The organism is Aeromonas sp. R5-4, assembly GCF_040908215.1.
Lineage (GTDB): Bacteria > Pseudomonadota > Gammaproteobacteria > Enterobacterales > Aeromonadaceae > Aeromonas > Aeromonas veronii.
The window spans coordinates 39,995-54,072 of the sequence record NZ_JBFODG010000015.1; the positions used below are offsets into that span (position 1 = coordinate 39,995).

At 60.7% G+C, this 14,078-nt stretch carries 11 protein-coding genes; 8 read left to right on the forward strand and 3 right to left on the reverse strand.

Going from position 1 to position 14,078, the window contains the following annotated elements:
- Positions 1-32 precede the first annotated feature (32 nt).
- Together hutU and hutH are read left to right on the forward strand one after the other, a co-directional pair.
- Positions 33-1,742, forward strand: a complete 1,710-nt coding sequence (gene hutU / locus AB5Y83_RS07060) for a urocanate hydratase (RefSeq protein WP_368174908.1) — start codon at positions 33-35, stop codon at positions 1,740-1,742.
- A 4-nt stretch (positions 1,743-1,746) separates the two neighbouring features.
- Entirely contained in the window at positions 1,747-3,279 is a 1,533-nt protein-coding gene (hutH, locus tag AB5Y83_RS07065; RefSeq protein WP_368174909.1) for a histidine ammonia-lyase, read from the forward strand.
- 145 nt (positions 3,280-3,424) lie between these two features.
- On the opposite strand, the gene AB5Y83_RS07070 is transcribed toward hutH, so the two are convergent.
- The gene (locus tag AB5Y83_RS07070; RefSeq protein WP_139412199.1) at positions 3,425-4,522 is read right to left on the reverse strand and encodes a calcium:proton antiporter; all 1,098 of its coding nucleotides are present in this window, start codon (positions 4,520-4,522) and stop codon (positions 3,425-3,427) included.
- A gap of 310 nt (positions 4,523-4,832) precedes the next feature.
- Entirely contained in the window at positions 4,833-6,359 is a 1,527-nt protein-coding gene (locus tag AB5Y83_RS07075) for an EAL domain-containing protein (RefSeq protein WP_368174910.1), read from the reverse strand.
- Positions 6,360-6,863: 504 nt separating this feature from the next.
- Between AB5Y83_RS07075 and AB5Y83_RS07080 the strand changes: the two genes are divergently transcribed.
- Complete coding sequence (locus AB5Y83_RS07080) at positions 6,864-8,792, forward strand: EAL domain-containing protein (RefSeq protein WP_368174911.1); 1,929 nt, start codon at positions 6,864-6,866, stop codon at positions 8,790-8,792.
- A 76-nt stretch (positions 8,793-8,868) separates the two neighbouring features.
- Here the strand turns inward: AB5Y83_RS07080 and AB5Y83_RS07085 are convergent, their stop codons facing one another.
- Positions 8,869-9,792 carry a 1-aminocyclopropane-1-carboxylate deaminase/D-cysteine desulfhydrase gene (locus AB5Y83_RS07085; RefSeq protein ID WP_368174912.1) on the reverse strand — a complete coding sequence of 308 codons (924 nt, stop codon included), beginning with the start codon at positions 9,790-9,792 and terminating at the stop codon, positions 8,869-8,871.
- Between the two features lie 87 nt (positions 9,793-9,879).
- Here AB5Y83_RS07085 and AB5Y83_RS07090 point away from each other — a divergent pair, with 87 nt between their 5' ends.
- The 5 genes from AB5Y83_RS07090 to mshL all read left to right on the forward strand — a co-directional run bounded on the left by AB5Y83_RS07090 (position 9,880) and on the right by mshL (position 14,049).
- Positions 9,880-10,743, forward strand: coding sequence for a hypothetical protein (locus AB5Y83_RS07090; RefSeq protein WP_005340015.1), 864 nt, complete (start codon positions 9,880-9,882; stop codon positions 10,741-10,743).
- Positions 10,743-11,336, forward strand: a complete 594-nt coding sequence (locus AB5Y83_RS07095; RefSeq protein WP_120416289.1) for a PilN domain-containing protein — start codon at positions 10,743-10,745, stop codon at positions 11,334-11,336. The genes AB5Y83_RS07090 and AB5Y83_RS07095 overlap by 1 nt, the downstream gene beginning before the upstream one ends.
- A complete protein-coding gene (locus AB5Y83_RS07100) occupies positions 11,336-11,983 on the forward strand; it encodes an MSHA biogenesis protein MshJ (protein ID WP_368174913.1) in 648 nt (215 codons plus the stop codon). The genes AB5Y83_RS07095 and AB5Y83_RS07100 overlap by 1 nt, the downstream gene beginning before the upstream one ends.
- Complete coding sequence (locus AB5Y83_RS07105; RefSeq protein WP_005342886.1) at positions 11,976-12,305, forward strand: MSHA biogenesis protein MshK; 330 nt, start codon at positions 11,976-11,978, stop codon at positions 12,303-12,305. Before AB5Y83_RS07100 ends, AB5Y83_RS07105 begins: the two co-directional genes overlap by 8 nt.
- Before the next feature lie 70 nt (positions 12,306-12,375).
- Positions 12,376-14,049, forward strand: a complete 1,674-nt coding sequence (gene mshL, locus AB5Y83_RS07110) for a pilus (MSHA type) biogenesis protein MshL (protein WP_120416287.1) — start codon at positions 12,376-12,378, stop codon at positions 14,047-14,049.
- The last annotated feature ends 29 nt before the right edge of the window (positions 14,050-14,078 follow it).

The window sequence follows — 14,078 nt, forward strand, 5'->3', positions numbered from 1 at the left end:
AAGGCACCCTATTGATACAACAAGGAGTGTGTATGTCTGTGCAACAGCAGGATCCCCGTCATGATCCTAACCGCGTGATCCGTGCCCCGCGCGGTACCGAGCTGACCGCCAAGAGCTGGCTCACCGAGGCGCCGCTGCGGATGCTGATGAACAACCTGGACCCCGAGGTGGCCGAGCATCCCCAGTCGCTGGTGGTCTATGGCGGCATCGGTCGCGCTGCCCGCAACTGGGCCTGCTTTGACAAGATCGTCGAGGTGCTGACCCGGCTGGAGGAGGATCAGACCCTGCTGGTGCAATCCGGCAAGCCGGTCGGGGTGTTCCAGACCCACAAGGATGCGCCGCGGGTGCTGATCGCCAACTCCAATCTGGTGCCGCATTGGGCCAACTGGGAGCACTTCAACGAGCTCGATAAGAAGGGCCTGATGATGTACGGCCAGATGACTGCGGGTTCCTGGATCTACATCGGCACCCAGGGGATCGTGCAGGGCACCTACGAAACCTTCTTCGCGGTGGCCAACCAGCACTTCAACGGTGAACCCAAAGGGCGCTGGATCCTCACTGGTGGGCTCGGTGGTATGGGTGGTGCCCAGCCGCTGGCCGCCACCATGGCCGGTTTCTCGATGATCGCGGTGGAGTGCGACGAGACCCGCATCGATTTTCGTCTGCGCACCCGCTATGTGGACAAGAAGGCTCACAGCCTGGATGAGGCGCTGGCCATGGTCGAAGAGGCCAAGCAGAGCGGCAGCGCCGTCTCCATCGGTCTGCTCGGCAACGCCGCCGATGTGTTCGCCGAGCTGGTGGCCCGTAGTATCACCCCGGACGTGGTGACCGATCAGACCTCGGCCCACGACCCGGTGCACGGCTACCTGCCGCAGGGCTGGAGCGTGGCCCAGTGGCGCGCGCTGCAAAAATCCGCGCCCCAGGACGTGAACGTCGCCGCCCGCCACTCCATGGCCCGTCAGGTGGAGGCGATGCTGACCCTGCAAAGCCGCGGTGCGGCGACCCTGGATTACGGCAACAACATCCGCCAGATGGCGCTGGAGGAGGGGGTGAAAAACGCCTTCGACTTCCCCGGCTTCGTCCCGGCCTATATCCGCCCGCTGTTCTGCGAGGGGATAGGCCCGTTCCGCTGGGTGGCCCTCTCCGGCGATCCGGAAGATATCTACAAGACCGATCAGAAGGTGAAAGAGCTGATCCCCGATGATCCCCATTTGCACAACTGGCTCGACATGGCCCGCGAGCGCATCGCGTTTCAGGGGCTGCCAGCGCGGATCTGCTGGGTCGGGGTCAAGGATCGGGTACGCCTCGGCCTGGCCTTCAACGAGATGGTGAAAAACGGCGAGCTGAAAGCCCCCGTCGTCATTGGCCGCGACCATCTGGATTCCGGCTCGGTGGCGAGCCCGAACCGCGAGACCGAGTCGATGATGGATGGCTCCGATGCCGTCTCCGACTGGCCGCTGCTCAACGCCCTGCTCAACACCGCTGGTGGCGCGACCTGGGTGTCGCTGCACCACGGCGGCGGGGTCGGTATGGGCTTCTCCCAGCACTCCGGCGTGGTGATCGTCTGCGACGGCTCCGATGACGCTGCCAAGCGGGTCGGTCGGGTGCTGCGCAACGATCCGGCCACCGGGGTGATGCGCCACGCGGATGCCGGCTACGAGATTGCCATCAACTGTGCCCATGAGGCGAAACTGGATCTGCCGATGATTGACGGCGCCAACGGTGTCAAAGGAAAGGTGTAACACCATGTTTGAATTGACTATTACTCCGGGCGAGCTGGATCTTGCCACCCTGCGCCGCGTCAGCCGCGAGCCGGTACATGTTTCACTGGATCCGGCCGCGCTGCCGGGGATCCACGCCTCAGCTGCTGTGGTTACCAAGGTAATCGAGCAGAACCGGGTGGTGTATGGCATCAACACCGGCTTTGGCCTGTTGGCCAACACCCGCATTCCGGTGGAGCAGCTGGACGAGCTTCAGCGCTCCATCGTGCTTTCCCACGCGGCAGGGATTGGCGAGTACATGGATGACGCCACCGTGCGGCTGATGATGGTGCTCAAGCTCAACTCGCTGGCGCGCGGCTTCTCCGGCATCCGCCTGACGGTGCTTGAGGCCCTGATGACCCTCATCAACGCCGAAGTCTATCCGGTGGTGCCGAAGAAGGGCTCCGTCGGTGCCTCCGGCGATCTGGCGCCGCTGGCTCATATGAGCTGCCTGCTGATCGGGGAGGGCAAGGCTCGCCACAAGGGCGAGCTGATCGACGCCGCCACTGCCCTCAAGATTGCCGGGCTGGAGCCCATCGCCCTGGCGCCGAAAGAGGGGCTGGCGCTGCTCAACGGCACCCAGGCCAGCACGGCGTTCGCGCTGGAAGGGCTGTTCCATGCCGAGGATCTCTACGCCGGTGCCATCACCATAGGCGCCATGAGCGTGGAGGCCGCGTTGGGCAGTCGCCGGCCGTTCGATGCCCGCATCCACGCGGTGCGCGGTCAGCGCGGCCAGATCGACGCTGCCGCCTGCTATCGCCACCTGCTGGTGGATGGCAGCGAGATCGGCATGTCCCATCACAACTGCGAGAAGGTGCAGGATCCCTACTCATTGCGCTGCCAGCCGCAGGTGATGGGGGCCTGCCTGACCCAGATCCGTCAGGCCGCCGAGGTGCTGGTGTGCGAGGCCAATGCGGTCTCCGACAACCCGCTGGTGTTTGCCGAGGATGAGGAGATCCTCTCCGGTGGCAACTTCCATGCCGAGCCGGTCGCCTTCGCGGCCGACAATCTGGCGCTGGCCATCGCCGAGATAGGTTCCCTCTCCGAGCGGCGGATGGCACTGCTGATTGACTCTCGGATGTCCGGTCTGCCGGTGTTTCTGGTCAACAACGGCGGGGTCAACTCCGGCTTTATGATCGCTCAGGTCACCTCGGCGGCGCTCGCCTCCGAGAACAAGACCCTGGCCCATCCCGCCTCGGTGGATAGTCTGCCCACTTCCGCCAATCAGGAGGATCACGTCTCCATGGCGACCTTCGCTGGCCGCCGGCTGGCAGACATGGCGGAGAACACCCGCGGCATTCTGGCGGTCGAACTGCTGGCGGCGGCACAGGGGCTCGATTTCCGCGCGCCGCTGCGCAGTACCGAGCTGATCGAGCAGGCCAAGGGACGACTGCGGGCAGAGGTGAGCTTCTACGACAAGGACAGGTACTTCGCGCCGGATATCGAAGCTGCCGCCGCCCTGCTGGGCCGTGCCAGCTACAACGACCTGATCCCGGTCGGGGTACTGCCCAGCCTGTAAGCCTTGATCCCCCTTCTCTCCTGGCGGGAGAAGGGTTGGGGATGAGGGGGAATCCGCTTCACAGGCGCCGGTGACAGCCGGGAGCAGATGATAAAAGACCGCCCAATCGGGCGGTCTTTGCGTTTCTGACGTTGGTTGAACGCAGTTATCCGTGTTCGAACATCAGGAACAGATAGACCACAAACAACACCAGATGGGTCGCACCATGGAGCACATTGGTGCGCCCGCTGCTGAAGGTTACTTTACAGACCATCAAGGTCGTGACCAGCAGCACCATATCGGCGGGAGAGAGGCCGAGGCGCACCTCCTGATCCAGCATGGAGCCGATAAAGAGCACGGCAGGCACGGTGAGGGCGATGGTGGCCAGCACGGAGCCGAAGTAGAGGTTCATTGCCCGCTGCAACTGGTTGTTGAAGGCGGCTTTGATGGCGCCGACTGCTTCGGGAGCCAGCACGATGCAGGCCACGATAAAGCCGCCCAGTGCGGCGGGTGCTTCCATGACATGCACCCCGTAGTTGATGGGGATGGCCAGGGTCTTGGCCAGCAAGATCACCACCAGCAGGTAGGCGAGCAGCAGGATGGTGTGATAGACGTTGCTCTGCAGCGGGCCGTGGTGCTCCTCATAATCCTCGTGATCGCTGTCGACGAAGAAGTGGCTGTGGCTGCGGGTCTGGATCAGCAGAAAGACCCCGTAGAGCAGGATCGAGATGATGATCAGCATCCACGACATGGCGCGCGACATACTGCCGATTGCACCGCCCTCGGTGAAGTTGGGCAGCACCAGACAGAGCAGGGCCAGCGGGATGATGGCCACCAGATAGGATTTGACCCCGTCCAGATTGAAGCTCTGGGTGTGGTAGCGCCAGCCGCCAAACAGCAGGGTGAAGCCCACCAGACCGGTACTCACCAGCATCACTACCGCAAACATGGTATCGCGGGCCATGGTGGGGTTGGGCTCGCCGGTCAGCATCACCGAGGAAATCATCACCACCTCCAGCGAGATGACCGAGAGAGTGAGGATCAGGGTGCCGAAGGGCTCGCCCAGCTTGATGGCGAGGGCATCGGAGTGGCGCACCACCGAGAAGATGGCCCAGGTGACGATGGCCAGTAATGCCGCCGAAACAGGAAGATAGATCCCGAGCGGAGTTGTCTCTGTCAGCAGGTCACTGCCCAGGGTCTTGAAAAAGAGCAGGGTCAGCAGGCCAACGGGCAGGGCAATCTCTTGCCGGATAACTGTCTTCATAGGCAATGGTTCTCTATTTGGGGTCTTGACGACCGGATGACATAAACAGGCTGCACGGTTATCGGTTGCGCAATAACCGGCTCCTTATGATAAAGGTTGTTATCCCCGTCAGGGCAGATCATTTTGTTGCTGAATGTAAATAATGGGTGGCAGGAGGCGGTTCGATTTCACCATGGAGCCGGGCCCGGGTCTGCAGGGGGATTTACCCGCCTGATGGCCGGGCTGGGTTACGGCGCTACCGCCAGCATCAACCTGATGATGTCGAGCCGCTGACCAAACTGTTTCGCGGCCAGATCCTGCCATATCTGCGTTAGCTGGCCTTCTGGTGTTGCAACTGCCACTCCCGTTGCCAGTGGGTCAGTATCTTCAGCGGCATGGGTTTGCCGAAGAAGTAGCCCTGGATCAGATAGACGCCATGCTGGCTCAGATAGTCGACCTGCAGCTGGCTCTCGACCCCTTCGGCGATCATCTCCATGCCCGATTCCCGACCGAAGACGATGATGGCGTCCAGCACGCTGCGCTTGAGGTCGTTGGTGCCTATGGTATCGACGAACATCTTGTCGATCTTGATCTGGCGGATCCCTAGGCTCTGCAGGTAGGCAAAGCCGCCGTAGCCGGTACCGAAATCATCCAGCTTGAAGTGATACCCCATCTGTTGCAGCAGGGTGATCTCCTCGGTGGCCGCCTTGATGTCAAGGATCGGCTTGCGCTCCGTCAGCTCGAAGGTGAGCCGGGTGGGTGAGGGGTTTTGGCTGTGAGCGAGCAAGGTGCGCAGCAGGGGCTGCTCGATATGGGCCGCCACCAGATTGACGCTGACCCACTGCTCCGGTGCCAGCTGCGGCAGGTCGGTGATTACCTGCTCCAGCAACTGTTCGGTCATAGGCAGGATCAGTCCCTGCTCCTCTGCATATTCGATAAAGGTGCCCGGGGGGATCAGCTCGTTTCCCCGCTGCCAGCGCAGCAGCGCCTCGAATCCCACCACTTGGTGGGAACGGGCATCCACTATCGGCTGGTAGAGGGGAATAAATTCTTTGCGGATCAACCCTGTTTGCAGCAGTCCCTTGAGGGAGCGCCGATAGCTGCGCAGCAGCCAGTATGTGATGCTTAACAGGGCGCCGAGTGCGATACCGAACCAGAGACCGTAGTGATTGAGTTGGTCATGGGCATATTGCTCCAGCGCTTTACCCGCCCAGACCGTCTGTTTGGTGAGTTCATTGGGATCGAAGAAACTCAGGCTGATATTGCTCTCTTCCTGTTTGATCTCTTGGTCGCCACGGGGAAAGTGGACTGTGCTTGCATCGGCATCCTGTCGGCTGAACTCCAGATAGAAGCAGTGGCTGCAGGGGTGTTGCAGCAGGTCGTGGCTCCAGCTGTTATCCAGCACCCAGTAGGCGAGGTTGTCACCGGATCGGTAAAAGGCCACCAGCTCCTGTTCGGTATTGTATTTGGCCACTGTGGCGGTGATCCCCAGTTTGCCGAACTTCTGCCCGCTATTCTGGAGCTCTTTGATCAGCGGGATCTCCACCCCCAGGCTGGAGCAGCTGTTGCCGGAAGCGAGCTCCAACCCTTGCAGGCGGATATGAGCGCTGTAGAAGCGCGGATCGCGCAGCAGCTCCATGTCTTTGGCACCGCAGTTGAACTCAAATTGTGCCAGCTGTTTGTTGATGGCGGCATCCAGCTCCCGGTGGCGTACGGCCATGGCTCCCTTGAGCTCGGCAACCTTCTCTTCCAGCAGATGAAAGGCCATCGGCTTGGCAAACCACAGGCCGAGAAACTGGCTGCCCACGACAGGCAGGACGAACAGCAACAGAGCGATCCAGACGGGTGATTTACGCAAAGGAAGTACCTGCCAGTTTCATGAGACACAAATGGACTTTGCCATCATAGAGCATTAGTGCAATCAATTTGAGTCCGAGTTGTCACACTTGTTGATTGATTTTTTAACTGCATGATTTTAAATGTGTTTATTATTAACTTTGGCTAGATTCAATCGCTGACCTGTCATAAATGACAATTGCTCAGCTTATCCGAACTGCATTAGAGTAGCCCTGCGGTTTGACTCACCGTGTGTTCAATACTCCTGTATCTGTTTTTTGTCAGTAGCACAGAGTGTTAGTTTTGATATGAGTGTTCCTTTTGGTCCCCTTTGAGGGACCATTTTTCTGTCTGTCATCCCGCCCTTTCCCGCGTCTGCAGCCCGTCATCCTTGGTATTCTCCCTCTGCTTTGGGTTATGCTTGCCCGCTTAAATTGCAGAAGCGGGATCTTCATCCATAGCTGTGGCCCGATCGCCGCTGCTACCATGAGGCGACATGGATGATGCTGGGCATACGGAAAGGCGCATGAAACTCACTACACAGCTTGTCTCATTTATCACCCTTTGCGTGATCGCAGCCATGGCGACCGTGCTGATTGGCGGGGTGTTCAGCTTTCGCGAGCTGGGCATGGAGTTGCAGCAAAAGAAGGTCGATGCGCTGGTCGAAGTGATCGACAAGCAGCTCGATGTTGCTCACGACATGGAAGATATGAGCCACTGGCTACCTACCCTGCTGCGTGCTGCCCATGTGGTAGAGCTGGAGGTGCGCCAGAATAACCAGCGGGTCTACTGGTTCCGCGATGTGCGCAATCCGGTTGACGAACAGCTGCTGGTGCCATATAGCCACCCGCTGCCCCATCAGGCCGGCATGCAGGCCAACTTCAAACTGGAGCGCCCCTTCAAGGAGGCGGAATACTCCATCAAGGCGATGTCCGGTATCTCCTTCGGTGTCTTTATCGTGGTGTTCGGCCTCTGGTACTCCATCCGCTGGCTGCGCCAGCAGCTGCGCGGTGCCGAGCTGCTGGCCGAGCGTGCCCAGCTGATCCTCGATGACAAACTCTCCAAACTGAATCACGACCCTGCCGAAGAGTGGCCGGTTGCCGCCAGTCAGGCGCTCGACCATCTGCTGGCCGAGCTGGCGGATGCCCGCAAGGAGCGCAGCCGCTTCGACAACTTCATCCGCAGCAATGCCTTCGTCGACAAGATGACCGGCATTGGCAACCGTCTCTTTTTCGACAACCGGCTCGAGAGCGCCATCATGGAGGCGAGCGTGATGAGCGGCGGCGTGCTGCTAATAGATCTCGCCTGTCTGGAGGAGCTGGAGGCCGATCAGTTCGAGTTGCTGGGGCACGATTTGATGATGGAGGCGAGCGCCACCATAGGTGCCTTCGTGCGCAAGCATAACGGCGCCCTACAGGCCCGCTACGCCGGTCAGGTCTTTGCGGTGCTGCTGCCCAATATGTCCGAGAGCGAGATGGTGGATGGCGCCAGCCAGCTGCTCAAGAGCCTGCAACGGCTGCACTGGCCGCAGGAGGTCAATCCGGAGACTGCGGTCTATCTCGGCGCCGTCTGTTATCAGGCAGAAGACAGCCTGCTCAAGGTGCAGGAGGAGGCGGAGCTGGCCCTCAAGAGCGCCCGTCTGCAGGGGCACAACGGCTGGTTCCTCTACGAGAAGCAGCTGGATGAGGAGCAGAGCAGCAAGGGCACGGTACGCTGGCGCACCCTGATCAGCCGACGTCTCGAAGAGCACGGCATCGAATTTTACACCCAGCCGATCCAGCAGGATCGGGGGCAGGTGGTGTTGCAGCAGGAGCTGCTCACCTATCTGCACGACGAGCAGGGGCGTGCCCTGCAGGCGGGGATCTTCATGCCGATGGCGGAGAAGGTGGGCTTGTTGCTGCAACTGGATCGGCTGGTGGCGGAGCAGACCCTCGCCCTGCTGCGCCAGCGCTCCGAGCAGAGCTGCCCCATCAGCCTGACCCTCAGTGCCCAGAGCCTGCTCAACCGCGAGTTCCAGCGCTGGCTCTTCTTCGCTCTGTTCCAGCTGCCGCGCAGCACCAACGAGCGGCTGATTTTGCAACTCTCGGAATCCCAGGTGACCCGCCACTTCGAGGCGCTCAAGCGGCCGCTGCGCTCCCTGCGGATGCTGGGTTGCCAGCTGGCCATCGATCATGCCGGTCAGGATGTGGTGAGCACCCAGTACATCAAGGAGTTCGAGATCAACTTCCTCAAGCTGCACCCAAGTCTGGTGCGGGAGATCCATGCCCGTCAGGTCAACCAGATGGCGGTACGCAGTCTGGTAGGCGGCTGCGCCAATACCCGCACCCGGGTGCTGGCAGTGGGGGTGGAGAGTGGCGATGAGTGGAAGATGCTGCGCCACCTCGGGGTGCATGCCGGGCAGGGGCCCTGGTTTGCCGAGCCCCAGCGGCTGGTGCTGGAACCGGCTGGTGATTGAGATAAACAACAGAGGGTCGCCTTGGGGCGACCCTCTGTTGTTTGCGATGCTTTTTGCGGTTGCCATAAGGCAGGGCTCACAGTCGCCCCTGCTCCCGCAGTCCGGCGAGCCCCTGCATGCCGCCGGTGTGGATAAAGACGATTCTGCTGCCGGGGGCGATGCGGCCCGCCGCCAGCTCGCGAAACAGCCCCCACATCGCCTTGCCGCTGTAGATAGGTTCAAGGGGCAGATCGGTCGTGGCGCTGAAATCCTGCACCCACTGCCAGAGGGTCGGGCTGAATTTGGCGTAGCCACCATCGTGGTGATCGAGCGCGATGCGCCAGCCGGGGATATTGGCAGCCGCGGGATGGAGGCGACACACCTCGTCAGCGATAAAGCCACCTCCTTTCAGTACCGCAATGGCGAGGATCTGCTCCCGATCCTGTTTCCCTGCGATCAGGCCCGCCAGAGTGCCGCCGCTGGCGCAGGGTAGTACCCAGAGATCCGGCGAGAAGGGCACTTCGCCGACCAGTTCCGCCACCCCGGGGATGGCCAGCGGGCTGCTACCCCCTTCCGGCACGATCAGGGTATCGGGTGCATCGAATTGGGCCAGCCAGTCGGGATCCTGCCGTCGCCGGTAACTCTGGCGGTCGACAAAAACGAGATCCATGCCCCAGTGCCGGGCATCCCGCAGGGTAGAGTTACTGACGGCGTCATATTCGCCCCGTATGATACCGGTAGTACGAAGACCAGATTGGGACCCCGCTGCCGCCAGCGCGTGGATATGATTGGAGTAGGCGCCGCCAAACGAGAGCAGATGCCGTTTGCCGTGTTCTTTGGCATGCCGCAGGTGGTATTTGAGCTTGCGCCACTTGTTGCCGGAGATTGCTGAATGGATCAGATCATCACGCTTGCACCACAGCTCGACACCATAGCGGGTCAGCAACGGATGGTGGAGGCGTTGCAAGGGGGAAGGGAGGATGGCTTGACCCTCTGACTCGGCGGAAAGGCTGGCTTGCAATGGTGAGTCCGTCTTTTAATCTGGAGGCTAATCTGCTGTTTATGTTAATATTTCATACATTTAATCACTATTGATGGGCGGGCTTACATGAAACAACTGTTCAGACGGTCGACGCCAAGCCGCCAGGTCGGGCTCTTGCTGGCCAATGACAGGATCATGCTGGCTGCGGTGGGCAATCCCCCCGTCTTCGCGACGCGCACCATCAACGGCCCACAGGAGTGGGCAGTGGCCATGAACGAGCTGTTCAGCCGTCATGGGCTGGCCAAGTCTACGGTGCGGGTGGCCCTCGCCGCCAGCCTTTATCAACAGATCCAGATCGACAAGCCTGCCGTGCCTGACGCCGAGATGGCGGGGGCGCTCCCCTGGGCCATCAAGGATTATGTCAGCGAACCCGTGCTGCAACTGGCGATGGATTATGTCGATTTGCCCACCCCACCTGCCGGTCGTCCGCGCATCAATGTGATCTGCTTGCCCAAGAGCCGGGTGCAACAGCTGGCCGATGCCATCAATGGCATCGCCACCCTGCAATCCATCATCAGCGACGAATTGGCGCTGACCTCTCTCTATGACGCTGACGAGACGGTGCGCATGCTGCTGTGGCAGCCCAAGGGGCAGGATCTGCAACTGCTGGTCTTCCATCAGGGCGGGCTCTGCTTCTCCCGCCAGCTGCGCGGTTTCACCAGCCTGACTGGCGAACATGAGCCGGACAGTATGCTGCTCGATTCACTGGCGCTGGAGATCCAGCGCTCCCTCGACTATCTGGCGGGCCAGCTGAAATTGCCCGAGCTGGGACAGATGCAGTTTGCCGTCGCCTCGCCCTTTATCGGTACCCTGGTGCGCCACATGGAGCAGACCTTTGGTTTCGCTGTTTCCGCCATGGCCAATAAAGCGGTGCTGGCCGGCGTCGAATACCTCTCGGCTTACGCAGCCGCCATCGGGGAGGATGCGTGATGAAACGTCAGATAAACCTCTATGGCGCCGAGTTTCGACCCAAGCGGCAGTGGGCCAGCCTCAATCAGATGGCGCTGGTATGGGGCTTTGCGCTGTTGCTGATCCTGTTGACGGGTGTCGGTTACAGCTGGCAACAGCAGCAGGTCAGCCGGGCGCTGGCGCAGCGCTCTGCCGAGCTGCAACTCAAGCGCAGCGAGGCGCAGCGGCTCGATGCCGAGCTGGCGCGCCATCAGGCAGATCCCCGGCTGCAACAGCAACTGGTCAACAAGCAGGATGAGCTGACGGCCAAGCAGGGGCTGATGCGCCAATTGGGCAGCCTGACCCTGCAAAAATCCCAGGGCTATGCCAGCGTGATGGCGGATCTCTCCCGCATTCGCAACAGCAACCTCTCGTTGCAGCGCATCGAGATCAACGAAGGGCGGATCAACCTCTCCGGCTTTGCCGGACGCAGTCAGGATGTACCGGCCTGGGTCAACCGCTTCAAGCAGACCCCGAGTCTGGTAGGCAAGGAGTTTGGTGAACTGACCCTCGGCCGTGACAAGGAGGGTCGCCTGACCTTCCAGTTGAGCGGCATTGCGCGGGAGAAACCCTGATGAACCTGAAAGCACAATGGCAGGCATGGGGCCAGCGTATCGCCGTGTTGAGCCAGCGGGAGCGGGTGTTGATCCTGCTGACTGGTTTGGTGTTGCTGGGCGCGGCCGGACTCTACGGCTGGCTCGATGGCGCTGATACTCGCCTGCAGCAGGAACGCATGGCCCTGAGCGCCGCCGAGCGCGACCTCGAGATCATGGAGCTGGAAAACCTCGGCAAACAGGCACGGCTCAAGCGGGATCCCAATCAGGGAGTTCGCGACCAGCTGGCGCAGGTCGAGGCGGATCTGGCCCGGATCGACGATGAGCTGAAGGCCCAGACCGTCGATCTGATCCCGGCGCACGAGATGCCGCTGGTGCTGGAGGCGCTGCTCTCCCGCTCTGCCAACCTTCACATGCTGGCCCTCAGTTCGCTGGAGCCGACCCCGCTGATGGCGGGAGAGCAGAAGGTCAATCTCTACAAGCATGGTATCCGGCTTCAGCTTGAAGGCGGCTATTTCGATGTGTATCAATATCTTAAAGCGCTGGAAGCCTTGCCGCGTCACTTCTACTGGAAGCAGTTCGACTATCAGGTCAAAGCCTATCCCGGCGCGGTGGTGGAGATGGAGATCTACACCCTGAGTACCAGCAAGGAGTTTATCCGTGGCTAGAGTGTTTGCGTTGTGCTGTTGCCTGTTCAGCTTGCTGGTACAGGCGGAGCAGGTCGAAGTATTGCAGGATCCCACCGCGCCACTGGCGGATGTGGCGGTTGGCGCCCGTGCAACTGGCGAGAGCAGTGCCGGTTTGCCGAAGCTGCAGAGTGTCGTGCTGGGCAATGGCCCGGCACTGGCGGTACTCAATGGCAAGAGTTATCGGGTCGGACAACAGGTGGACGGCTATACGCTGGTGGCCATCAATGCCGATGCCGTGGTGCTGGAAAAGGCGGGAAAACGCCATGCGGTAACACTGTTTGCCAGCAAGATCCGGGTTTGAGTCGTGCTTGCCTCTCGAGAGGTGAATCGGCTTTATCGAGTTTAATTGCAAGTCAGGGTGCCCTAATTACATGAAAAAACACCGTCTCTGTCTGATCTCCGTGGCCATGATGGCTGCAGGCTGTACCACGTATCAGCACCCCGAGCCGACCCAGGCCAAGGATGCTCTCAAGCAGGCCATGAACGAACAGCAGAAACAGGCTGCCCCTCTGACCGCGTTGCCCAAATCGGTGCAAAGTGAATTGCTGCAGCTGAACCGGCCGCAGATGCCGGTCGGCATGCCGGAGAAGCGGCTGCGTATCGCGGCTCACGACGTGGAAGCGGTGGAGTTTTTCGGTTCCCTGTTCAAGGGCTCCCGCTACAGCGTGGCGGTTCACCCCGGGGTGGCCGGGCTGGTCTCCGTCGAGCTCAAGGATGTGACTCTGCCGGAAGTGCTGGCGGTGGTGGGTGACATGTACGGCTTCGACGTGCAGCGCAAGGGCAATGTCTTCCATATCTATCCGGCGGGTCTGCGTACCGAAACCATCCCGGTCAACTACCTGATGATGTCCCGTCGTGGCCTCTCCCGCACCTCGGTCAGCACCGGCGGGGTGACGGCCAATGACAGCAATAACAGCAGCGACAGCAGTTTTGACAATGCATCGAACAACAACAGCGGCAGCAACAGCTCAACCAGCAACAACTCGAGCGGTGACAACAACAACGGCACCCGTATCGAAACCGACACCAACAGCGACTACTGGACCGATCTGCGCGACTCCCTGCAGACCCTGATTGGCACGGGTGACGGTCGCGCCGTGATCACCAGCCCGCAGGCAGGTCTGGTCACCATTCGCGCCTACCCGAAAGAGCTCAAGGCGGTGCGTGAATTCCTGACCCAGTCCGAGAGTCACCTCAAGCGGCAGGTGGTGCTGGAGGCGCGGATCATCGAAGTTGCCCTCAACGAAGGGTATGAACAGGGGGTCGACTGGAGCGGTCTCTCCGCCAGTTGGGATGGCAACAAGGGGATTACCGGTGGCCAGTCGCTTGCCAATACTCAGCTGCCCAGCACCCCCAACCAGATCTTCAGTGCGCTGGGCGGCGGCGCCGGTTTCAAGATCTCTGATGGCAACTTCAATGTGGCGGTCAACCTGCTCAAGACCCAGGGCGATGTGAATACCCTCTCCAGTCCCCGTGTCACCGCAACCAACAACCAGAAAGCGGTGATCAAGGTGGGGACGGACGAGTATTACGTCACCAATGCGTCCACCACCATTACCACTACCTCGACGGGCACAGACAAGACACCTAACGTGGAGCTGACCCCCTTCTTCTCCGGTATCGCACTGGACGTAACGCCGCAGATCGATGAAGAGGGCAAGGTGCTGCTGCATATCCATCCTTCGGTTATCGATACCGAAGAGCAAAACAAGGTGATCGACATGGGTACCTCGGGTGGCAAGTTGCAACTGCCGCTCGCCAAGAGCTCGATCCGCGAATCCGATACCGTGGTGCAGGCCAATAACGGTGACATCATCGTTATCGGCGGTCTGATGAAGACCGACAAGCAGGAGATCGTCAGCAAGGTGCCGCTGCTGGGGGATATTCCCTGGGTGGGCGAAGCCTTTACCAACCGCCGCGAGAGCACCAAGAAGGTGGAGCTGGTGATCATGCTCAAACCGACCGTGGTGGAGAAAGATACCTGGCAAAATGAGCTGCAACGATCCTCCGAGCTGCTCGACAAGTGGTATCCGGCCAAGGGCTGACCCATGACACCAGATGCGGTCACCCTTAT